Origin of the sequence: Pseudomonas tensinigenes, from assembly GCF_014268445.2 — a bacterium.
GTDB lineage: Bacteria > Pseudomonadota > Gammaproteobacteria > Pseudomonadales > Pseudomonadaceae > Aquipseudomonas > Aquipseudomonas tensinigenes.
On the sequence record NZ_CP077089.1, the window covers coordinates 4,709,160 to 4,731,128 of the forward strand.

The 21,969-nt window shown below is 58.8% G+C and carries 17 protein-coding genes; 5 read left to right on the forward strand and 12 right to left on the reverse strand.

Annotated elements, in window-relative coordinates; all coding sequences use genetic code 11:
- Window positions 1-8 precede the first annotated feature (8 nt).
- Together HU718_RS20755 and HU718_RS20760 are read left to right on the forward strand one after the other, a co-directional pair.
- Entirely contained in the window at window positions 9-575 is a 567-nt protein-coding gene (locus HU718_RS20755) for a CsiV family protein (RefSeq protein WP_016986743.1), read from the forward strand.
- Between the two features lie 11 nt (window positions 576-586).
- The gene (locus tag HU718_RS20760; protein WP_186615762.1) at window positions 587-3,277 is read left to right on the forward strand and encodes a DEAD/DEAH box helicase; all 2,691 of its coding nucleotides are present in this window, start codon (window positions 587-589) and stop codon (window positions 3,275-3,277) included.
- Window positions 3,278-3,446: 169 nt separating this feature from the next.
- Here the strand turns inward: HU718_RS20760 and HU718_RS20765 are convergent, their stop codons facing one another.
- From HU718_RS20765 to HU718_RS20780, 4 genes are all read right to left on the reverse strand, one after another.
- A complete protein-coding gene (locus HU718_RS20765; RefSeq protein WP_186615760.1) occupies window positions 3,447-6,740 on the reverse strand; it encodes a DEAD/DEAH box helicase in 3,294 nt (1,097 codons plus the stop codon).
- Window positions 6,741-6,749: 9 nt separating this feature from the next.
- Entirely contained in the window at window positions 6,750-7,487 is a 738-nt protein-coding gene (locus HU718_RS20770) for an S-methyl-5'-thioinosine phosphorylase (RefSeq protein WP_150730825.1), read from the reverse strand.
- Window positions 7,488-7,499: 12 nt separating this feature from the next.
- On the reverse strand, window positions 7,500-8,510 hold the full coding sequence (nagZ, locus tag HU718_RS20775; RefSeq protein WP_186615758.1) for a beta-N-acetylhexosaminidase: 1,011 nt from the start codon (window positions 8,508-8,510) through the stop codon (window positions 7,500-7,502).
- 158 nt (window positions 8,511-8,668) lie between these two features.
- A complete protein-coding gene (locus HU718_RS20780) occupies window positions 8,669-9,376 on the reverse strand; it encodes a TetR/AcrR family transcriptional regulator (protein ID WP_016986747.1) in 708 nt (235 codons plus the stop codon).
- Between the two features lie 229 nt (window positions 9,377-9,605).
- On the opposite strand from HU718_RS20780, the gene lexA reads away from it, so the two are divergent.
- Window positions 9,606-10,214 (forward strand): transcriptional repressor LexA, encoded by a 609-nt coding sequence (gene lexA, locus HU718_RS20785; protein ID WP_095121048.1) that lies wholly within the window; start codon window positions 9,606-9,608, stop codon window positions 10,212-10,214.
- A 10-nt stretch (window positions 10,215-10,224) separates the two neighbouring features.
- Entirely contained in the window at window positions 10,225-10,698 is a 474-nt protein-coding gene (gene sulA, locus HU718_RS20790) for an SOS-induced cell division inhibitor SulA (protein WP_186615756.1), read from the forward strand.
- 96 nt (window positions 10,699-10,794) lie between these two features.
- Here the strand turns inward: sulA and HU718_RS20795 are convergent, their stop codons facing one another.
- The 7 genes from HU718_RS20795 to HU718_RS20825 form a co-directional block, all read right to left on the reverse strand.
- Window positions 10,795-11,028: a hypothetical protein gene (locus tag HU718_RS20795; protein ID WP_003226592.1), complete on the reverse strand. Its 234-nt coding sequence runs from the start codon at window positions 11,026-11,028 to the stop codon at window positions 10,795-10,797.
- Between the two features lie 106 nt (window positions 11,029-11,134).
- A complete protein-coding gene (locus HU718_RS20800; protein WP_150708089.1) occupies window positions 11,135-11,659 on the reverse strand; it encodes a DUF6586 family protein in 525 nt (174 codons plus the stop codon).
- A 143-nt stretch (window positions 11,660-11,802) separates the two neighbouring features.
- Window positions 11,803-14,433 (reverse strand): type I DNA topoisomerase, encoded by a 2,631-nt coding sequence (topA, locus tag HU718_RS20805; RefSeq protein ID WP_186615754.1) that lies wholly within the window; start codon window positions 14,431-14,433, stop codon window positions 11,803-11,805.
- A 114-nt stretch (window positions 14,434-14,547) separates the two neighbouring features.
- Window positions 14,548-14,784 (reverse strand): DUF1653 domain-containing protein, encoded by a 237-nt coding sequence (locus HU718_RS20810; RefSeq protein ID WP_007910467.1) that lies wholly within the window; start codon window positions 14,782-14,784, stop codon window positions 14,548-14,550.
- Window positions 14,785-14,882: 98 nt separating this feature from the next.
- Window positions 14,883-16,058 carry an acetyl-CoA C-acyltransferase FadA gene (gene fadA / locus HU718_RS20815; RefSeq protein ID WP_186615752.1) on the reverse strand — a complete coding sequence of 392 codons (1,176 nt, stop codon included), beginning with the start codon at window positions 16,056-16,058 and terminating at the stop codon, window positions 14,883-14,885.
- A 32-nt stretch (window positions 16,059-16,090) separates the two neighbouring features.
- Complete coding sequence (fadB, locus tag HU718_RS20820; protein WP_186615750.1) at window positions 16,091-18,238, reverse strand: fatty acid oxidation complex subunit alpha FadB; 2,148 nt, start codon at window positions 18,236-18,238, stop codon at window positions 16,091-16,093.
- 517 nt (window positions 18,239-18,755) lie between these two features.
- A complete protein-coding gene (locus tag HU718_RS20825; RefSeq protein ID WP_186615748.1) occupies window positions 18,756-19,193 on the reverse strand; it encodes a hypothetical protein in 438 nt (145 codons plus the stop codon).
- Between the two features lie 103 nt (window positions 19,194-19,296).
- On the opposite strand from HU718_RS20825, the gene HU718_RS20830 reads away from it, so the two are divergent.
- Window positions 19,297-19,734, forward strand: coding sequence for a universal stress protein (locus HU718_RS20830; protein ID WP_150708091.1), 438 nt, complete (start codon window positions 19,297-19,299; stop codon window positions 19,732-19,734).
- A 174-nt stretch (window positions 19,735-19,908) separates the two neighbouring features.
- Here HU718_RS20830 and HU718_RS20835 read toward each other — a convergent pair whose 3' ends face one another.
- Entirely contained in the window at window positions 19,909-21,831 is a 1,923-nt protein-coding gene (locus HU718_RS20835) for an ATP-binding cassette domain-containing protein (RefSeq protein ID WP_186615746.1), read from the reverse strand.
- Window positions 21,832-21,969 lie beyond the last annotated feature (138 nt).

Genomic DNA, 21,969 nt, shown 5'->3' on the forward strand with positions numbered 1-21,969 from the left:
GACGCCGCATGCGCCTGTTTCGCTCGCTGACTTTGCTACTCACCCTGGTAGCACCTTCGGTTTTTGCCGATGACCTGTATCAGGTCGAAATGATTCTGGTGCGCCAGAACGCTGTGCCGGCCATCGTCAGCCGTGCCGCGCCGGAAGACTGGGCCGCTGGCGCTCAGCGCCTGGGCGATGACAGCAAACGCACACCTGCGCTGAATGACGTGGTGACCAAACTCACCGCCAGCGGCGATTACAGCGTGCTGATGCACAAGGCCTGGCAGCAAACCCTCGGTGAAGCGCCGGCGAAAGTCGCGGTCAGCGACGGCCAGGAGCAGTTCGGCCAGTTCCCGATCGAAGGCACGCTGGAGATGAAGCTCGGGCGCTTCACCGACGTGACTGCCGACTTCTGGGTCAATCAGATCGACGCCAATGGCCTGGTCACTGCCAGCGAGCGCCTGAAACAGGACAGCCACACCAAGAATGGCCAGCTCAACTATCTCGACAACGGCCATCTGGCCCTGCTGATCAAGATCACTTCCCTGACCGCGCCTGCGCCACGGGAAGCGCCTGAAGCGATTCCGGACTGATCGAAGTCCTTATGAACCCGCCGCTGAGCAAACCGTTGGCGCCCTCTTGGGTCAGCCGATTCAAGGAACAGAGCCTGGAGCGTGGCCGCCGCTACGCCGTGGAAAACCGGGTACGCATCGCCCAGGTCGGCGATGCAACGATTACCGCCAGTTGCGAAGGCTCTGGCGGTAACGTTTACCGTCAGACGATTCATCTGCGCGAGTCAGCCAAAGGCACTTTGCTGCTGGTGGACGCTGGCTGCACCTGCCCGGTTCGCACCAACTGCAAACATTGCGCAGCGGTGTTGCTGAAAGTGCAGGAAACCCTCGACTACCCCGCCGCCGCCAAAGACGCCGAACTCTTGGAAAAGCTGCAAGCCGTGCTGGAAAACCGCAGCCCGAAAGCGCCGCCGCAAGTGCTGGTCGATAATGTTCAGCCGATGCCGCGCCTGTGGCTGGCCAGCGTCGAGTTCAGCGCTTTCGAACCGCGTAACGGCAAAATGCAGCGCTATATTCAGCACCGCGCGGCGTTGTCGTTCAGTTATCTGGATGAGTACGTCAGCGGGCAGAAGCACAGCGACATCCTGATCCGTCAGGAAACCCAGACGTTGCGGATAAAACGTCACCCGGAAGTCGAACAGTCCTACCGCGAACAGTTAAGAATCCTCGGCTTTCGCATCGCCACGCGGCAGAGCAAAGCGCTGCCGGAAAGCGCCGGCGAGCTGTACGAGATGGTCAATGACAGCGCCTGGCTGACGTTTACCCTCAACGATCTGCCGAAACTGCGCAGCCAAGGTTGGGAGCTGCAGATCGATGAGGAATTCGGCTTCGATCTGACCGCCGTGGATGACTGGTATGCCACGGTCGAACAGGTGCCGGATCGCGACTGGTTCGATCTGGAACTGGGCATCATCGTCAACGGTGAGCGCCTGAGCCTGTTGCCGATCCTGCTCAACCTGATGCGCTCGCACGCGGAAATCCTCAACCCGGAACGCCTCGCCCGTCGCCGCGATGATGAACTGATTCTGGTCAACATTCCGCAACGCACCAGCGAGCATGGGCCGTTGCAAGTGGCTTTGCCGTTGGGCCGGTTGAAGCCGGTATTGATGACGCTCGGCGAGTTCTATTTGCAAGAGCCGGGCGAAACTACCCTGCGCCTGAGCAAGGCCGATGCCACGCGTCTCAATTCACTGGAAGGTCTTCCGCTGCTGTGGGAGGGCGGCGAACATATCCGCACGTTTGCCCAACGTCTGCGTGATATTCGTGATTTCAGCGCAGAAGCCCCAGAGGGCTTGAATGCGACACTGCGCCCGTATCAGCTCGAAGGCTTGAGCTGGATGCAATCGCTACGGCAACTGGAAGTCGGCGGGATTCTTGCGGACGACATGGGCTTGGGCAAAACCCTACAGACTCTGGCGCATATTCTCAGTGAGAAAATCGCCGGTCGCCTCGATCGCCCGTGCATGGTGGTGATGCCGACCAGCCTGATTCCGAACTGGCTCGATGAGGCGGCGCACTTCACCCCGCAACTGAAAGTAGTTGCGCTGTACGGCGCCACTCGCAAAAAGCACTTCGACAATCTGGCGGATTACGACCTGATCCTCACCACTTACGCACTACTACCCAAAGACGTCGAACGTCTGGCCAAGCAGCCGCTGCATGTGTTGGTGCTGGATGAGGCGCAGTACATCAAAAACCCGAACAGCAAAGCCGCTCAAGCCGCACGCGAGCTCAATGCACGCCAGCGCCTGTGCCTCAGCGGTACGCCGCTGGAAAACCACTTGGGTGAGTTGTGGTCACTGTTCCATTTCCTGCTGCCGGGCTGGCTCGGCGACGTGAAAAGCTTCAACGCCGATTACCGCGTGCCGATTGAAAAGCGCGGTAGCGAAGTCAGACTTCAGCACCTCAACGGTCGAATAAAACCGTTCCTGCTGCGCCGGACCAAAGAGCAGGTCGCGACCGAACTGCCGCCGAAAACCGAGATCATCCATTGGGTCGATCTCAACGAAGCGCAGCGCGATGTGTATGAAACCATGCGCCTGGCGATGGACAAGAAAGTCCGCGACGAGATCACCCGTAAAGGCGTGGCGCGCAGTCAGATCATCATTCTTGAGGCGCTGCTCAAGCTGCGTCAGGTTTGCTGCGATCTGCGTCTGGTCAACGACGCCACCCTGCCCGCTCGCGGCAGCACCTCGGGCAAGCTCGACAGCCTGATGGAAATGCTCGAGGAGTTGTTCGAGGAAGGCCGGCGGATCCTGCTGTTTTCGCAATTCACCTCGATGCTGTCCTTGATCGAAGACGAGCTGAAAAAACGTAATGTCGCTTACGCGCTACTGACCGGCCAAACCCGAGATCGGCGTACGCCGGTTAAGGAATTCCAGAGCGGCAAGCGTCAGATCTTTCTAATCAGTCTGAAGGCTGGTGGCGTGGGCTTGAACCTGACGGAAGCGGATACGGTGATTCACTACGACCCGTGGTGGAACCCGGCGACCGAGAATCAGGCGACGGATCGGGCGTATCGGATTGGTCAGGAGAAACCGGTGTTCGTTTACAAGATGATTGCCCGGGGCACGGTGGAAGAGAAGATTCAGCACCTGCAAAAGGAAAAATCCGACTTGGCGGCAGGCGTGCTGGATGGGCGCAAGGCCGGGGACTGGAAGTTGCAGAGTGATGATATCGAAGCGTTGTTTGCGCCGTTGCCGGATAAGCTCGATAAGCGTTGAGATATTTGTCGCCTGTTAAATAGCTTTCGCGAGCAGGCTCGCTCCCACATTAGATTTGTGTGATTCACAAGATCCCTATGAACACTGGATTGGTGAATGCCACAGATCCAGTGTGGGAGCGAGCCTGCTCGCGAATGGCTCACCTCGGTCTAACGGTTAAAACCCAGGCTCAACCCTTGGATACAGGCAACGGCGCAAACAATGCCTCAATGTCACTCTGCTCCAGCTTCCAGCCACCCGTCGTCCCACCCTCAAGCACCGCCCCGGCCAACGCGGCTTTCTCCTGCTGCAACGCCTGTATTTTTTCCTCTACCGTGCCGCGAGCGATCAACTTGTAAACAAACACCGGGTTGTTTTGCCCGATTCGATACGCGCGATCGGTGGCCTGATTTTCCACCGCCGGATTCCACCAAGGGTCGAAGTGGATCACCGTGTCTGCGGCGGTCAGGTTCAAACCGGTGCCCCCGGCCTTCAGACTGATCAGAAACAGCGGCACCTTGCCGCCCTGAAAATCCTTCACCGGTGTGCGCCGATCCGTGGTGTCACCGGTCAGCAGCGAATAGGCAATGTCACGTTGCTGCAATTCTTCCTCGATCAAGGCCAACATCGAAGTGAACTGCGAGAACAGCAGGATCCTGCGCCCTTCGCCGAGCAGCTCTTCAAGCATCTCCATCAAACTGACCAACTTGCCACTGCCGGAGCGCAGCGCCTTCGCCGTCAGCGGCATCTTGATCAGGCGCAAGTCGCAACAAACCTGCCGCAGCTTGAGCAAGGCATCGAGAATGATGATCTGACTGCGCGCCACGCCACTGCGGGCAATTTCGTCGCGGACTTTTTTGTCCATCGCCACGCGAACCGTTTCATAGACATCGCGCTGGCCGTCGCTGAGATCGACCCAATGGATGATTTCGGTTTTCGGCGGCAACTCGGTGGCGACCTGATCCTTTTTGCGACGCAACAAAAACGGCTTGATGCGTGCCGTCAGGTGCTGCATGCGCTGAACATTGCCGTGCTTTTCGATTGGTGTGCGGTAATCGCGATTGAAGGACTTGCTGTCGCCAAGCCAACCGGGCATGAGGAAATGAAACTGCGACCACAGCTCGCCCAAGTGGTTTTCCAATGGCGTGCCGCTCAGGCACAAGCGCTGGCGGGCTTGCAGGTCACGGGCCGCTTGCGCCGCTTTGCTGATCGGGTTCTTGATGTTCTGCGCTTCGTCGAGAATCAGCACGCTCCACAGCTGCGGCTGCAAGGTCTCCAGATCCCTCGGCAATAACGCGTAAGTGGTCAGTACCAGATCGTACTCAGCCAGATCAGCGAAATCCTTCTGCCGCCCCGAGCCGTGCAGCGCCAATACTTTCAACTGGGGGGTGAAACGCTCGGCCTCGTCGAGCCAGTTGGGAATCAGGCTGGTCGGCATCACCGCCAGAGCCGGGCAATCAAGGCGACCGGCGTGTTTTTCCGTGAGCAGATGCGCCAGGGTTTGCAGCGTTTTGCCCAGCCCCATGTCATCGCCCAAAATACCGCCGACCTCAAGCTCGCGCAGAGTCTGCATCCAGTTCAGGCCTTCGAGCTGATACGGGCGCAGTTGCGCGTTAAGGCCCGCCGGTGCAGCGACGTGGGTGTGACTGGAATTCTGCAAGCGCTTGGCGAAGGTGCGCAGCCGCTCGCCTCCCTGCCAATCCAGCGGCACGCCATCGAGCATACTCAAGCGCGCGGCATCCGGGACACTCAAGCGCAGTGCATCGCCCTGATGACCGCCCAGGTACAACTCGCCCAGCGTGGCCATCAGCGGTTTGACCCGACTCAGCGGCAGCGCGACCTTGGCGCCTGAAGGGTCGCCAAAACCGCTGGGTTTCAGTTCGATCAGGAGTTTTTCGTCATCGCTGCGTTGTGCCAGATTGACCGGGTCAAGCAAGCGCGGCTGGGTGCGCAACAAGTGCAGAAGGATCGGCAGCAAACTGTAGCGCTGGCCATTGACGACGATACCCAACTGCAAATCAAACCACTGATGCCCGGCCTCTTCTTCGACCTCGGCGTACCAATGCTCAACCGGTTGCACATTGAAATGAAAGCCGGGACTCATCTCCACTTCCCAGTTCGAGGCGCGCAACGTGGCAAGCCCTTCGTGCATAAACCCGAGCCAGGCGGAATCATCCGGCAACGTGAACATCTCACCGGGACGATCCAGCGAGCTCTTGCGCGTGGCTTTCTTGAAGCCGAGCCTTTGCAGTATCTGGCGCAGTTTCTTTTCCACCGCAGGCTGGCGTTGAATGCGCTGGGTTTCGGTACCGTTGAGGATCATCACTTCCGGGTTGCGATCCACCGTCGGCTGGCCGTTGTAGGTAAACACCAGGGCGGCGCGGTGCTCCAGAACGTATTCCCAGCGCGAGCGCTCCCGACCGCTGACGAGGGTCAGTTGTGGCTGAGGAAGTACGTCGTCGATGATTCGTTCGGTCAGTTGGTGTGGCGGCGGGATTCTCGTCGCGGCGCTCATGCGATGGCTGAACTGCATGGCCTGACGCGCCGGAATGTCCGGCGCCAGAGTCAAATGGCTGGCCAGTTTTTCTTCCAGCTCATTGAACAGAGGGCCAATCTGCCGCTGTTCACGATCCAGGTAATAAAGCGGCTCCAGCGCCAGTACGGTTTCCTGCGCCGCCTCGGCACTGCTCCACTGCGCGCGGAACCCGCCGTCAGCCTGCTCGGCCCAGGCGAACTGGCCGATGCGCTTCGCGCCCGGCACCAACGGTCGCAGATCCTCGAAATCGAGGAACAGCCGCGAGGTGCGCAGGAGCATTTCCAGCAGTTCGGCGCCGCTGCTGCCTTCCAGCGGATAGCCGCTGTAATAGGCGTGGTGAGAGTGCATGGCAACCAGCAGCCTGGCAATGCGCAGATCCAGCTCGGACAGGTAGCCGGGCTGACGCATTAGCATTTCCGCTAGCGAATACATCGTTTTGACTTCGCGTAACTCGCCGCTCTTGAGCTGGGAAACCTTGAAAATATCGAGCAGCCACTTGCCGCTCACAGGCGTTGGCTTGAGCTTGTAAAACAGGCGCGTGCCTGCGGTTTGCGCGCCTTCTTCAGCAGGCTTGGCCGGCACGGGAATGGTCGAAAGCCAATGTTCCAGCGCCCGCCCCAAAGGGATCTGTGCGTCACTTTCAGACGCATCATCAGCACTGCCCTGCAGGTGATAGAGCACCGCAGCGCAATGCTTGCAGTCGATTACGACAGGACAGCTGCACAAGCAACGCAAGTTGACGGAACCCAGCCGATCTTCGGACAGGTAAATGCTTTGTTCATATGCCTGACTTTCCGAACCGACGCAGAACGCCTCGATCTTTCTGTCATTGATTTCGATGATCTCTACCCGGTCCTCGGCGGCATAAGCGCGAGCCTTGGCCAGCGCCTTGCTACTGAATGCCTGAGTCCAGGCCAACGACTTGAGCCGTTCGATGAGAATGCTCATGGGCAGTCCTTAGCCGGCCAACACCCGCGCCAATGCCGACTTCACCTTGCCCATGCCGTCATGCAACGCCTGCTCGATCTCGGCCATGGTGATCACTTCGGTGGTCTTGCCCGCTGCCGGGTTCACCACCAGTGCCAGACAGGCGTAATCCAGATCCAGTTCGCGGGCCAGTGCCGCTTCCGGCATACCGGTCATGCCGACGATGTCACAGCCATCACGCTCAAGACGCACGATCTCGGCGACCGTTTCCAGACGCGGGCCCTGGGTGCAGGCATACACGCCCTGATCGCTGTACTCACAACCTTCGGCAGCCACAGCGGCGATCAATTGCTGACGCAACGGTTCGCTGTAGGGGAAGCTGAAGTCGATATGGGTGACGTGCTCCAGATCATCGGCGAAAAAGGTGTGCTCGCGGCCGCTGGTGTAGTCGACGATCTGGTGCGGCACGCAGAAATGCCCGGTGCCCATCTCAGGGTGAATACCGCCCACCGCGTTCACCGCGATGATTGCCTCGGCACCGGCCTGCTTCAAGGCCCACAGGTTGGCGCGGTAGTTGACCTTGTGCGGCGGGAAGCGATGCGGGTGGCCATGACGTGCAAGGAACAACACTTCCTTGCCAGCGTACTCGCCAATCTGCACGTCGGCCGATGGCGCGCCATAGGGCGTGTCCACCGCCAGCGATTGGCGAATGGTCAAGCCTTCGAGCTGGGTCAGGCCGGTGCCACCGATGATTGCGTAAACCGTCATAGCGAAAAATCCTTAATCGATCAGTTGAGCGTCTTTGAGCGCGCCGATGGCGGTGAGCCAGCGCGGATCCTGCCGGTAATCAGTACTGGCGAATGCCTGGCCGCGCATGCGCGCGATGCGCGCGGATGGCTTGACCTTCATCCGTTGTGCGGCCCTCAGGGCCAGTTCGGCAGCGGCGCGGTCGTTGCACACCAGGCCCATGTCGCAACCGGCAGTCAAAGCGGCTTCGATGCGGCTGGCGGCGTCGCCGACCACGTGGGCGCCGGCCATCGACAGGTCGTCGCTGAAAATTACGCCGTCGAACTGCAACTCGCCGCGCAGAATGTCCTGCAACCAGCGGCGGGAGAAACCGGCTGGCTGCGAGTCAACCTGCGGATAGATGACGTGCGCTGGCATGATCGCGGCCAGTTGTTTACTGAGTTTGGCGAACGGCACGAGGTCGTTGGCGCGGATCTCGTCGAGGCTGCGCTCGTCGTTCGGGATCGCGACGTGGGAATCCGCTTCTGCCCAGCCGTGGCCAGGGAAGTGCTTGCCGGTGGCCGCCATGCCCGCGCTGTTCATGCCGCGAATGAATGCACCGGCGAGCAGTGCGGCACGCTCGGGATCGCCCTCGAACGAACGAGTGCCGACGACGGCGCTGCGCTGGTAATCGAGGTCGAGCACCGGGGCGAAGCTCAGGTCGAGCCCAACCGCGAGTACCTCGGTGGCCATGATCCAGCCGCATTGCTCGGCGAGGTACTCGGCATTCGGGTTATCGGCGATGGCGCGCATGGCCGGCAGACGCACGAAGCCCTGACGCAGACGCTGCACGCGACCGCCCTCCTGATCCACCGCCAGCAAAAGATCCGGGCGAATCGCGCGAATCGACGCACTGAGTTCACGCACTTGGCGCGGATGCTCGATGTTGCGCGCGAAGATGATCAAGCCGCCCACTTCGGGCTGACGCAACAGTTGGCGATCTTCGGCCGTCAGCCAGATACCGGCGACGTCCACCATCAACGAGCCTTGCAGGCCAGCAGTCATAGAAATTCCTTGAAAACGAAAAACCCGATCCGCAGAAAATCGCTACCGTGAGCCATGCTCGGCAGGTCGGCAATTTCTATGAAGATCGGGTTCAGAACGAGAGTCGGCATGGGCGGCTAGCTTAGCGGATACAAGCTGCCGCGCCCACCCGTGTGCGGTTAAACCTTGGCGGCGACCGGCGTCGATTTGCTGCGCGGACGCAGTTGCGCGGTGGCCATGGCTGTGTCAGTGACGCCGGTTTCGGCGCGCATGCCTGCAGCGAGGAATGGCACCATCAGGCGCATCACTTGTTCGATGGAGGTGTTGACGCCGAAATCGGTCTCGGCGATTGCGCGCAAAGCCTTGATGCCGGACATGCTGAACGCGGCGGCGCCGAGCATGAAGTGCACGCGCCAGAACAGCTCGATCGGCGGAATGCGTGGTGCGGCTTCGTTGACCAGCAACATGTAGCGACGGAATACCTTGCCGTACATGTCTTCCAGGTAGCGGCGCAAATGGCCCTGGCTCTGGCTGAACGCGAGACCGAGCAGGCGCATGAAGATCGACAGATCATTGCCGCTGCGTGGCTGAACCACGAGGGCCTGTTCGACAAGGATTTCCAGCAGCTCTTCGAGGGTTGGCTTGTTTTCAGGCTTGGCCTGACGACGCTCCAGCTCTTTATCGAGACTGATGCAGAACGGCCCGAGGAAGCGCGAGAAAACCGCCTGGATCAGGGCTTTTTTTGAACCGAAGTGATAGTTCACCGCTGCCAGATTGACGCCAGCCTTGCTGGTAATCAAACGCAATGAGGTTTCAGCGAAACCTTTCTCCGCGAACAACTGCTCAGCAGCATCAAGAATGCGTTCAACGGTTTCCGACTGGGCCATGGCTACTCCGCCTGACAAACACTTGTTTGAAACATACGTTTCAGCCTGTGCCTTGTCAAGCCTGCCAGTTCGTTTTGGGAATGGTCGGTCAGCTATTTAACCACACAAGGCCGACGCTTTATTAAACGCTTCTTCTGACCGTCCGGCGGCAGGCAAAAAAACGGGCATTGCCAAGCACGCTTCACTGTATATAATCCCAGTCACTGTATAAAAAGACAGAGCGATCAATATGCTAAAGCTGACGCCACGCCAAGCCGAGATTCTGGCCTTTATCAAACGCTGCCTCGAAGACCACGGCTACCCGCCGACCCGTGCGGAAATCGCTCAGGAACTTGGCTTCAAGTCGCCGAACGCGGCTGAAGAACATCTCAAGGCACTGGCCCGCAAAGGTGCCATCGAGATGACCCCTGGGGCTTCTCGCGGTATTCGCATTCCCGGCTTCGAAGCCAAGGCCGACGACTCCACCCTGCCGATCATTGGCCGGGTCGCTGCCGGCGCGCCAATCCTCGCCCAGCAGCATATCGAGGAATCCTGCAACATCAACCCGACCTTCTTTCACCCTCGTGCCGACTACCTGTTACGCGTGCACGGCATGAGCATGAAGGACATCGGCATTTTCGACGGCGACCTCCTCGCGGTGCACACCACCCGTGAAGCGCGTAACGGCCAGGTTGTCGTCGCACGCATCGGCGATGAAGTAACGGTCAAACGCTTCAAGCGTGAAGGCAGCAAGGTCTGGCTGATTGCCGAAAACCCCGAGTTCGCCCCTATCGAAGTTGACCTGAAAGATCAGGAACTGGTGATCGAAGGCTTGAGTGTCGGCGTCATTCGCCGCTAAAGGAGGCTTTATGCAGTTCCCGCACCCCCCTCAGCAAACACAACTGCCTTTATTCGAAGCGTTTCTGGCGCAACCGATGGCGCCGGCTCTGAAAGATGTGGTCGAGCGCCCGTGGAATGCCGAACCCGAAGTATTCAGTGAGCTGTCACTGCGGGGTGCTGCCGGGAACTGCCTGAACCTGCTAGCCCCGATCCTTCGCGAACTCAGTGAAGATCAGGACGCGCGCTGGCTGACGCTGATAGCGCCTCCTGCAAGCCTGACCCAGACATGGCTGCGGGATGCCGGTTTGAATCGCGAGCGTATTCTGCTGCTGCAACCAAGGGGCGCTCAAAGCGCTCAGCAACTGGCATGCGAAGCCCTGAAACTGGGTCGCAGTCACACCGTAGTCACTTGGCTCAACCCGCTGAACGCAAATTCACGGCAACAACTGATCAACGCCGCACGCACGGGCGATGCTCAGAGCCTGAATATTCGTTTGGGTTGATTGGTGGTTATACGCGCTGTGTGAAGCGCAGGGCTTCTCCAGGGAAAGAGAAGCCGATCTGAAGCGGTAACGGCAAAAATTAAAGAGACGCCAGGATCAATGAAGAACCCGCGGCCCCTCTTCCTTATCAAACTCGCCTTCAACCATACGGCCGGCCATCTGCACGCCGACGCTTAACATCGCCTTGGCGATTTCCACATGCTGACCTTGCAGGAACGCCTTGGCATCCTCGGAGAAATCCAGCGTCACCAAAGAACCCTCGTCCTCAGCCCTGCGCAGCTCGATTCGGCCGTCTGGTAACTCGACAATTTCTAGAAAGGACGTTGGCATATAGGTCTGTTCTCCACGAAAGGCAGGGATTATATAGACATCATTCAGGCTTCGCTCGGGATCTTGACCAGCAGCATGTTTCAGATTGCCACCGTGTCAATCACCCTCAGCACTCGTTCAAGCCTTCGCGAAAGCGAATCGCCAAGCCTTTCAGATTCTGCCGCCAGCTCTCCAGCTCCTCTCGACTCAGCTCTTCTGGCGACTCATCTTCATCCAGATTAATCGCCTGAATCAGCGGCTGAGTCACGTCCCCTTTGGGCTTGTGTGGCACCCGTGGCGGCTGAAACAGCGCCGAATGCGCAGCCAGCAGTTTCGCCAACCAGGTTTCAGAGTTACCTGCCAGCTCGACCATTTCGGCCAACTCGGGAATCGCGATCGACTCCAGCACTTCACGCGTCAGCAGCATCTCGGCCCGCGGCGCATTGGCCTGCGGCAGACGATAGAAACCCGCGATCTCATGACAAAGCCCCAACAAGGCGCCGTACAGGTGAAACAACGCCGATTCTCGACCAGCCTGAATCAACGCCAGAGAATTCATCGCCCGCCCTTCTTCAGCGCGAGCCAGGGCTTCGAGCGACAGGCCGGCGAAATAGATCTTCTGATTGGTACGGGTATAGAGTTCGTGAGCCATGACGGCACTCTCCACAACGAAATAATTGCTTCACACAGGCCGGACAGTGTCGTGGATCAGTCGATCCTACCGCAAGCACAAAACAAAAAGGCCGCATGAAAACCCGTGGGTTGTCATGCGGCCTTTCAGTATCAGACTAACGCTTACTCGGCTTTGGCCTTCGTACGCTTGTCTTCAACCGTCCACTTACCGCCGTCGAAGTACGCCTTCCAACCGGTAGGCTTGCCGTCGACTTCGGTCTGCACGTATTGCTCTTTGGTCTTGCGGCTGTAGCGAATAACCGCTGGCAGACCATCAGGATCCTTCTTCGGCGCGTCGCAGAGGAAATGATACTTCGGATCGATTTCGTCCTTGTGCGGCACAATCTCGATCACCAGCGGAGCACGGGTCTCACGGTTTTTCGGGAACTGGCTGGCGGCCAGGAACAGACCAGAGGCGCCATCACGGAGGATGTAGGTGTCGTTGACCTTTTCGCATTTCAGCTCAGGCATCTTCACCGGATCCATCTTCGGTGGCGCTGCATCACCGCTTTTCAGCAGTTTGCGGGTGTTCTTGCACTCAGGGTTGGTGCAACCGAAGAACTTGCCGAAACGGCCAGTCTTGAGCTGCATCTCGCTGCCGCACTTGTCGCATTCCAGGCTCGGACCTTCGTAGCCTTTGATGCGATAGCTGCCCTCTTCGATTTCGTAGCCTGCGCAATCCGGGTTGTTACCGCAGATGTGCAGCTTGCGCTTCTCGTCGAGCAGATAAGCGTCCATCGCCGTGCTGCAAATCGGGCAGCGATGCTTGCCACGCAGCACCAGCGATTCCGACTCACCTTCGTCGTCCGCAGCGATCTCGTCGCCCGGCACCAGGTTGACGGTGGCCTTGCAGCGTTCTTTCGGCGGCAGGCTGTAGCCCGAGCACCCGAGGAACACGCCAGTCGACGCAGTACGAATCTGCATCGGACGGCCGCAAGTGGTGCAAGGAATATCGGTCATGACCGGCTGGTTGGCGCGCATGCCGCTGTCCGGGTTTTCGGCTACTTCGAGTTTCTTTTTGAAATCGCCGTAGAACTCGTCCAGCACACTTTTCCAGTCGCGCTCACCCTGTGCCACGTCATCGAGGTTCTCTTCCATGCCGGCAGTGAAGCCGTAGTCCATGAGGTTGGAGAAGCTTTCCGACAGACGCTCGGTGACGATGTCGCCCATCTTTTCCGAGTAGAAACGACGGTTGTGCAAGGTCACATAACCGCGATCCTGAATGGTCGAAATGATCGCAGCGTAAGTCGAGGGACGACCAATGCCACGTTTTTCCATTTCTTTAACCAGGCTGGCTTCCGAGTAACGCGCCGGCGGCTTGGTGAAGTGCTGCGACGGATCAAGCTTGATCAGCTTCATCACGTCGCCCTGAGCCATATCAGGCAGAACGTCGTCGTCGCCTGGTTTGGCAATCTGCGGCATGACGCGGGTGTAACCGTCGAACTTGAGGATACGGCCCTTGGCGCGCAGCTCGAAGTCGCCAGCGCCGACGCTGACAGTGGTCGACAGGTATTGCGCCGGCAGCATCTGGCAAGCGAGGAACTGGCGCCAGATCAATTCGTAGAGGCGCTCAGCGTCACGCTCCATGCCTGCGAGCTTGCTCGGCGTGGTGTTGGCGTCGGAAGGACGGATCGCTTCGTGAGCCTCCTGTGCGCCTTCTTTGCTGCTGTAGACGTTTGGCGTTTCCGGCAGGTACTTCTTGCCGAACTCGTCTTCGATATAAGTGCGCGCCATCGCCACGGCATCAGCCGAGAGGTTGGTCGAGTCGGTACGCATATAAGTGATGTAGCCGGCTTCGTACAGACGCTGGGCCATCATCATGGTTTTCTTCACGCCGAAGCCCAGACGGTTGCTCGCAGCCTGTTGCAGGGTCGACGTGATGAACGGCGCCGAAGGCTTGCTGCTGGTCGGCTTGTCTTCGCGTTTGACGATGCTGTAGCTGGAAGACTTGAGCTTCTCCAGCGCAGCCATGGCCTGGGCTTCGTTGAGCGGCTTGAAGGCCTCGCCTTTCTCGCGAGCCACTTCGAAACGCACGGTCGAGCCTTTCGTGGTGCCGAGATCGGCGTGCACTTCCCAGTACTCTTCCGGGTTGAACGCACGAATTTCGCGCTCACGCTCCACGACCAGCTTCACGGCAACCGATTGCACGCGACCGGCGGACAGGCCACGAGCGATTTTCGCCCACAGCAGCGGCGAGACCATGTAACCCACAACGCGGTCGAGGAAACGACGCGCCTGCTGCGCGTTGACACGATCGATGTCCAGCTCGCCCGGTTCCGAGAAGGCTTCCTGAATCGCCTTCTTGGTGATTTCGTTGAACACCACGCGCTTGTAGCGGCTGTCGTCACCTCCGATGGCTTCGCGCAGGTGCCAGGCAATGGCTTCCCCCTCGCGATCCAAGTCGGTTGCGAGATAGATGGTGTCAGCATCTTTGGCGAGCCGGCGCAGCTCTTCGATGACCTTCTCTTTACCCGGGAGGATCTCGTACTTGGCTTTCCAGCCATGATCGGGATCGACACCCATACGCGAGACCAGCTGCTTGCGCGCTTTCTCTTTCGGCGAGAGCACCGGACCTTCGCCCGCAGCAGCCTTGCCGCGCTTGGCGGCTGGCTCTTTGCTGGCGCTAGCCGAACCGCTGGTGGGCAGGTCTCGGATATGGCCGATACTCGACTTCACCACGTATTGGTTACCCAGATACTTGTTGATGGTCTTGGCCTTAGCCGGGGATTCCACAATGACCAGCGATTTGCCCATGGATCAGAAAATTCCTGAATTCTAGAAGTGAAAGGCGGTTGGCGCCTGACGCGGCACCGCTATATATAGTTGATACAAGGTGAGGTCAAGCACAGGGTTCTGTGCGCCCTCGCCTTATGCCTTGGAAAAAAGGCTCGGTTCGGCTTGCACCAAAGCAAAGCGTGGCACCTGCTCGCCGTCAACTTCGACTGACTCGAGAAACATGCTCAGTGGACGCACCCAAAAGCCGTAATCGCCATACAGGGCTTGGTAAAAGACCACTTCTTCTTCGGTCTCGGAATGCCGCGCAACACTGAATACACGGTACTGCGGTCCTTTGTAATGTTGGTAGAGCCCAGGTTGTATCGGCATGCTTCGGCCCTCACTCAAATTTTTTCAAAATAAAAACAAAATAAATCCACAAAAACAAAAACCGGGGCACTTGGCCCCGGCTTCCATCGACGAGACGCTTAAACGCGTTCGAAGACAGTGGAGATGCCTTGGCCGAGACCAATGCACATAGTGGCCACCCCGAAGGTGCCGCTATTCTGCTTCATCACGTTCAGCAAGGTGCCGGAAATACGGGCACCGGAGCAACCGAACGGGTGACCCAGGGCGATCGCGCCGCCGTGCAGGTTAACCTTCTCGTTCATCTTGTCGAGCACTTTCAGATCTTTCAGCACTGGCAGGGCCTGTGCGGCGAAAGCTTCGTTGAGCTCGAAGAAGTCGATATCGTTGATCCCAAGGCCCGCACGCTTCAGGGCTTTTTGTGTTGCCGGAACTGGACCATAGCCCATGATCGCCGGATCCACACCCGCCACTGCCATCGAACGGATAACCGCCATTGGCTGGATACCCAAGTCCTGCGCACGCTGCGCCGACATCACGATCATGCACGAAGCACCATCGGTGATCTGCGACGAAGTACCGGCAGTCACGGTGCCGCCCTTTGGATTGAAGGCTGGCTTGAGAGCCGCCAGACTTTCCAGGGTGGTTTCCGGACGAATGGTTTCGTCGTAGTCGAACAGTTTCAGGAACCCGTTCTCGTCGTAGCCCTGCATCGGGATGATTTCGTCTTTGAACTTGCCTTCCACCGTGGCCTTGTGGGCCAACTGGTGGGAACGCACGCCGAAAGCGTCTTGCTGTTCGCGAGTGATGCCGTGCATTTTGCCGAGCATTTCCGCGGTCAGGCCCATCATGCCCGAGGCTTTCGCCGCGTACAGCGACATGTGCGGGTTCGGATCGACACCGTGCATCATGCTCACGTGGCCCATATGCTCGACGCCGCCAACCACGAACACGTCACCGTTGCCGGTCATGATCGCTTGCGCAGCAGTGTGCAATGCGCTCATCGACGAGCCACACAGACGGCTGACGGTCTGACCGGCCGAGGTGTGCGGGATCTGGGTCATCAGCGACGCCATGCGCGCGATGTTCCAGCCCTGCTCCAGGGTCTGGTTGACACAGCCCCAGATCACGTCCTCGACTTCAGCAGGATCAACCTTGGCGCTGCGTTCCAGCAGTTTGCTGATCAGGTGCGCCGACATGTCTTCGGCGCGGGTGTTGCGGTGCATGCCGCCCTTGGAGCGGCCCATCGGAGTACGACCGAAGTCGACAATCACGACGTCTCTTGGATTCAAGCTCATAAAATTTCACTCTCGCTCAAAAGTTGGGACGCTTAACCGAAGAACCGTTGGCCGGTTTTGGCCATTTCACGCAGTTTCGCGGTCGGGTGGTACAGCGCGCCCAAATCAGCGTACTGGTCAGCCAGGGCAACGAACTCGGCAACACCGATCGAATCGATGTAGCGCAGCGCACCGCCACGGAATGGAGGGAAACCGATACCGTAGACCAGACCCATGTCGGCTTCGGCAGCGGTTTCAACGATGCCGTCTTCCAGGCAACGCACGGTTTCCAGGCACAGCGGGATCATCATCCAGTTGATGATGTCTTCGTCAGTGACTTCGCGCTGCTCGTAAACGATCGGCTTGAGCACTTCCAGCACCGATGGATCGGCGACTTTCTTCTGCTTGCCTTTCTTGTCGGCCTCGTAAGCGTAGAAGCCCTTGCCGTTCTTCTGGCCCAGGCGCTTGGCTTCGTAAAGCACGTCGATGGCCGAACGACGGTCATCCTTCATGCGATCCGGGAAACCTTCAGCCATTACGTCACGACCGTGGTGACCGGTGTCGATGCCGACCACGTCCATCAGGTATGCCGGGCCCATCGGCCAGCCGAATTTTTCCATGACCTTGTCGATACGGACGAAGTCGACACCGGCGCTGACCAGCTTGGCGAAACCGCCGAAGTACGGGAACAGTACGCGGTTGACCAGGAAGCCCGGGCAGTCGTTGACGACGATCGGGTTCTTGCCCATTTTCTTGGCGTAGGCAACGGTGGTGGCAACGGCCAGCTCACTCGACTTCTCGCCACGGATCACTTCAACCAGCGGCATCATGTGCACCGGGTTGAAGAAGTGCATGCCGACGAAGTTTTCCGGACGCTTGAGGGCCTTGGCCAGCAGGCTGATGGAAATGGTCGAAGTGTTGGACGCGAGGATGGTGCCCTCTTTGACCTGACCTTCCACTTCAGCCAACACGGCTTGCTTGACCTTAGGGTTCTCGACGACAGCTTCGACAACCAGATCGACGTGACCGAAATCGCCGTAGGACAGGGTCGGACGAATGGCGTTTAGCACTTCAGCCATTTTTGCAGCGGTCATGCGACCTTTATCAACGCGGCCAACCAGCAGCTTGGCGGCTTCGGCCAGACCCTGCTCGATGCCGTGCTCGTTGATGTCTTTCATCAGGATCGGCGTACCTTTGGAGGCCGACTGATAAGCGATACCACCGCCCATGATGCCGGCGCCGAGTACAGCGGCCTGCTTCACGTCTTTGGCGATTTCGTCGTAGGCCTTGGCCTTTTTCTTCAGTTCCTGATCGTTCAGGAACAGGCCGATCAAGCTCTGCGCGGCAGAGGTCTTGGCCAGTTTGACGAAACCGGCAGCTTCGACTTCCAGCGCCTTGTCACGACCGAAGTTCGCGGCTTTCTGGATGGTCTTGATCGCTTCAACCGGCGCCGGGTAGTTCGGGCCCGCTTGACCGGCGACGAAACCTTTGGCGGTTTCGAAAGCCATCATCTGTTCAATGGCGTTCAGCTTGAGTTTTTCAAGTTTCGGCTGACGCTTGGCCTTGAAGTCGAACTCGCCGGAGATGGCGCGCTTGATCAGTTCAAGGGCAGCTTCCTGCAGTTTTTCAGGAGCAACCACGGCGTCGACGGCGCTGACTTTCAGGGCGTCTTCAGGGCGGTTTTCCTTACCGGAGGCAATCCATTCGATGGCGTTGTCGACACCGATCAGACGCGGCAGACGCACGGTGCCACCGAAGCCTGGGTAGATGCCCAGTTTGACTTCCGGCAGACCGATCTTGGCCTTGGTCGACATGACGCGATAGTCAGCCGCCAGGCACATTTCCAGGCCGCCGCCCAGCGCGATGCCATTGATGGCCACAACGGTCGGAACGTTGAGGTCTTCGAAATCGCTGAAGATCTTGTTGGCTTCGAGATTGCCAGCAACCAGCTCGGCATCCGGCAGCTTGAAGTTGTCGACAAATTCGGTGATGTCGGCGCCGACGATGAACACGTCCTTGCCACTGCTGACGATCACGCCCTTGATCGAAGCATCTGCCTTGATGGTGTCTACGGCCTGACGCAGTTCGTTCAGGGTTAGACGGTTGAACTTGTTGACGGACTCACCCTTGAGGTCGAATTTCAATTCGACGATGCCACTTTCAAGAGCTTTAACCGTGATGGCTTTACCTTCGTAAATCATCAACTGATCTCCACGATATGGAAGCTGAACAGTACACGTCGGACGCAGGCGAATGGCTCGGCAGGACGCTTTTTCGTCGATGCTGACGCCAATCCACCCGGCACACCCGCCAACGCGATAGTCGGGATTCTGTAGGAGCAGTCTGTAAGACAAACGCTCAATTCATACGCCCGTTTGATTTGGGTACGTCACCTTCACGGAATTTCCGACAATTGTCAATCGCCCAAAATACGGGTTGAAATGCGACTTTGCGGTCATTTCTGTAAGACGAAGACCCGCAACACGCGTCTGCATGTGAAGCCATTCATAGAATCAATAGTTAGAAAAGTCGCCCTAATTCGCAGCAGCCCTTGTTTAAAGGGCTACGCTGGGTGGACGACAGGGAAATGCGCTGACTGACTCAGCATCAAAAAGATTTCCGGCCTGCCTGGCCACCCCAGCCCGATGAATCATGTCGGGCTTTTTATTGCGCGTCTGCCGGACGTTCCCCACCGTTGCAGTGGGAAAAGTCCGCGCGTCATGCCAGTGCTTTCAGGGTGGCATCGATATCCAGCAAAACCGTGGCGTCGCCCTTCTCGCCCCAATACAAGGCGATCATCTGCTTGTCTGCCTCGACTTTGAAAACGTTGCCCGGCAATTTTTCGAAATGATTAAGCAGCGCAGGGTCCTCGCAGACTTCCTGCCACTGATTGACCCATACACCCGGCGACTTCTGCCAGTAAGTCCAGCAGGCAGGCGACTTGCCACGGCGCGGCCGATGATACTGCGCGCACGGGTTCGGCGGCTCTTGCGCCAGCCAGTGCGGCCATTCCTGAGGCGCCAGTTGCATGGCCAGACCGATGCGGCGCGCCTCCATGCGCAGGGCGATGCGACCGCTTTGCGCGCGCGATGGGCGCAACCACGCCAGCGGACTTAAAACCACCAGCAGGATTGACACCACCAACCAGACCGTCATATCTCTATTCCCAATTCTTGGTGAGCGCATTGTGTCACTTTGGAACCAATGCGCTTGAAACCAGCCATACTTAACAATATTGAACCCTCACGAGGAGCACCTCATGCCCTACCACCACATCCTGGTCGCCGTAGATCTGACCGAAGAGTGCGACCCTGTGATTCACCGCGCCCGCGAGCTATCGGTGAGCAATGGCGCCAAGCTTTCGCTGGTGCATATCGTTGAGCCGATGGCCATGGCGTTCGGCGGCGACGTGCCGATGGATCTGTCACAACTGCAACAACAGCAGTTCGATCAGGCCAAGGAACGACTTGAGCGTTTGAAACAAAAGTACACTGAGCTTGAAGGTGCCAATTGCCACCTGACCTATGGCCAGCCACGCCAGGAAATCCATCATTTCGCCAAAGAACAAACGTGCGATCTGATCGTGGTCGGTAGCCATGGTCGTCATGGTCTGGCGCTGTTGCTCGGCTCGACCGCGAATGACGTTCTGCACGGCGCGCCATGCGACGTATTAGCGGTACACCTGGTCAAACGTTGAAACACTGATCATTGGGGGAGCGAGCCTGCTCGCGAAGGCGTTGGCACATTCAGCATTAATGCCGCCTGACACACCGCATTCGCGAGCAGGCTCGCTCCCACATTGGATCTCCACCCGCATATGAAAAGCCCGGCGCTCATCACTGAACGCCGGGCTTTTTCACATCAGGATCAATCAGGCATCCAGCTCGGCCCAACGCTCCATCAACGCATCCAGCTCAGCCTGCAACTGCTCCAGCGAAGCAATTACTTTGGCCGTCTCTGCCGCAGGGCGCTGATAGAAGCCAGCTTCAGCCATTTCGGCTTCCACGGCAGCGATCTGCTGCTCCTTGGCGTCGATATCGCCCGGCAGCGCTTCCAGCTCGCGTTGCAGCTTGTAGCTCAGCTTTTTCTTGGCAGCCGGAGCAGCAGCGACAGGCGCAGCAGCCACAGCCGGTTCAGCGGTAACCACCGCCGAATTCAAGTCAGCCTTGCCCGACTTGCTTTCAGTCACGCCCAACAGGCGCGGCGATCCGCCCTGACGGATCCAGTCCTGATAGCCGCCGACGTATTCACGCACCTTGCCTTCACCTTCGAAGACCAGGGTGCTGGTGACGACGTTGTCGAGGAATGCCCGGTCGTGGCTGACCATCAGCACGGTGCCGTTGAAAGTCAGCAGCACTTCTTCGAGCAGCTCGAGGGTTTCCACGTCGAGGTCGTTGGTCGGTTCGTCGAGTACCAGCAGGTTCGCCGGTTTGCTGAATAGCTTGGCCAGCAACAGACGCGCACGCTCACCACCCGACAGCGCTTTGACCGGCGTGCGGGCACGTTGCGGGCTGAACAGGAAGTCGCCGAGGTAGCTCAGCACGTGACGGCTCTGACCGTCGATATCGATGAAGTCGCGACCTTCAGCGACGTTGTCGATTACGGTCTTTTCCAGATCCAGCTGATGACGCAATTGGTCGAAGTACGCCACGTCGATGCGCGTGCCCTCTTCCACTTTGCCGCTGGTCGGTTGCAGACCGCTGAGCATCAGTTTTAGCAGGGTGGTCTTGCCGGTACCGTTGGCGCCGAGCAGACCGATACGGTCGCCGCGCGTCAGCACCATCGAGAAATCCTTGATCAGGAACGGGCCGCCCGGGTGAGCGAAACTCACGTTCTCGAGGACCATCACCTGCTTGCCGGACTTGTCGGCAGTGTCCAGCTGAATGTTGGCCTTGCCGGTGCGTTCACGACGCTCGCTGCGCTCGACGCGCAGGGCTTTCAGGGCGCGGACGCGGCCCTCGTTACGGGTCCGGCGCGCCTTGATGCCCTGGCGGATCCAGACTTCTTCCTGGGCCAGTTTCTTGTCGAACAGCGCGTTGGCGGTCTCTTCAGCGGCCAGCGCGGCTTCTTTGTGCACGAGGAAGCTGGCGTAGTCGCCGTTCCAGTCGATCAGGCCGCCGCGATCCAGTTCGAGGATGCGTGTGGCGAGGTTTTGCAGGAAGGAACGGTCGTGCGTGATGAACAGCACGGCGCCCTGGAAATCTTTCAGCGCTTCTTCGAGCCAGGCAATCGCACCGATGTCCAAGTGGTTGGTCGGTTCGTCGAGCAGCAGCAGATCCGGCTCGGACACCAGCGCCTGTGCCAGCAGCACGCGACGACGCCAGCCGCCGGACAACTGGGCGAGGGTCTTGTCGGCCGGCAGTTGCAGACGGCTCAAGGTGCTTTCAACCAGCGTCTGCAAACGCCAGCCATCACGGGCTTCGAGGTCTTGCTGAACATGCATCAGCTTGTTCAGGTCTTCTTCAGTGACGCAGTTCTGCGCGAGGTGATGGTACTCGGCGAGCAACGCACCCACGCCATCAAGGCCTTCAGCGACCACGTCGAACACCGTCCGATCGTCGGCCACTGGCAGTTCTTGCGGCAATTCGCCGATTTTCAGACCGGGGGCACGCCACACCGAGCCTTCATCGGGCTTCTGGTCGCCCTTGACCAGTTTCATCATGCTGGACTTGCCAGTGCCGTTGCGGCCGATGATGCACACCCGCTCACCACGGGCGATCTGCCAGGACACCTTGTCCAACAACGGCATAGCGCCGAACGCAAGGGACACATCGCTGAATTTGAGCAGGGTCATGAGCTTCTCCAAAAACCGGGCGCGCATTCTACCTGAGTTAGGGCTTCAGCAGGCCGGCAATTTGTCTGTCGAAGCACTCTGCACAACATTTGTTGCGAACTTGTGCTGCGAGGCCCGCAAAGCTTTCGCCGCTTGCTG

Bases quoted from the DNA above. Each gene is read 5' to 3' on its own strand.
- HU718_RS20755 (WP_016986743.1), top strand. From the start codon at position 9: ATGCGCCTGTTTCGCTCGCTGACTTTGCTACTCACCCTGGTAGCACCT.
- HU718_RS20760 (WP_186615762.1), top strand. From the start codon at position 587: ATGAACCCGCCGCTGAGCAAACCGTTGGCGCCCTCTTGGGTCAGCCGA.
- HU718_RS20765 (WP_186615760.1), bottom strand. From the start codon at position 6,740: ATGAGCATTCTCATCGAACGGCTCAAGTCGTTGGCCTGGACTCAGGCA.
- HU718_RS20770 (WP_150730825.1), bottom strand. From the start codon at position 7,487: ATGACGGTTTACGCAATCATCGGTGGCACCGGCCTGACCCAGCTCGAA.
- nagZ (WP_186615758.1), bottom strand. From the start codon at position 8,510: ATGACTGCTGGCCTGCAAGGCTCGTTGATGGTGGACGTCGCCGGTATC.
- HU718_RS20780 (WP_016986747.1), bottom strand. From the start codon at position 9,376: ATGGCCCAGTCGGAAACCGTTGAACGCATTCTTGATGCTGCTGAGCAG.
- lexA (WP_095121048.1), top strand. From the start codon at position 9,606: ATGCTAAAGCTGACGCCACGCCAAGCCGAGATTCTGGCCTTTATCAAA.
- sulA (WP_186615756.1), top strand. From the start codon at position 10,225: ATGCAGTTCCCGCACCCCCCTCAGCAAACACAACTGCCTTTATTCGAA.
- HU718_RS20795 (WP_003226592.1), bottom strand. From the start codon at position 11,028: ATGCCAACGTCCTTTCTAGAAATTGTCGAGTTACCAGACGGCCGAATC.
- HU718_RS20800 (WP_150708089.1), bottom strand. From the start codon at position 11,659: ATGGCTCACGAACTCTATACCCGTACCAATCAGAAGATCTATTTCGCC.
- topA (WP_186615754.1), bottom strand. From the start codon at position 14,433: ATGGGCAAATCGCTGGTCATTGTGGAATCCCCGGCTAAGGCCAAGACC.
- HU718_RS20810 (WP_007910467.1), bottom strand. From the start codon at position 14,784: ATGCCGATACAACCTGGGCTCTACCAACATTACAAAGGACCGCAGTAC.
- fadA (WP_186615752.1), bottom strand. From the start codon at position 16,058: ATGAGCTTGAATCCAAGAGACGTCGTGATTGTCGACTTCGGTCGTACT.
- fadB (WP_186615750.1), bottom strand. From the start codon at position 18,238: ATGATTTACGAAGGTAAAGCCATCACGGTTAAAGCTCTTGAAAGTGGC.
- HU718_RS20825 (WP_186615748.1), bottom strand. From the start codon at position 19,193: ATGACGGTCTGGTTGGTGGTGTCAATCCTGCTGGTGGTTTTAAGTCCG.
- HU718_RS20830 (WP_150708091.1), top strand. From the start codon at position 19,297: ATGCCCTACCACCACATCCTGGTCGCCGTAGATCTGACCGAAGAGTGC.
- HU718_RS20835 (WP_186615746.1), bottom strand. From the start codon at position 21,831: ATGACCCTGCTCAAATTCAGCGATGTGTCCCTTGCGTTCGGCGCTATG.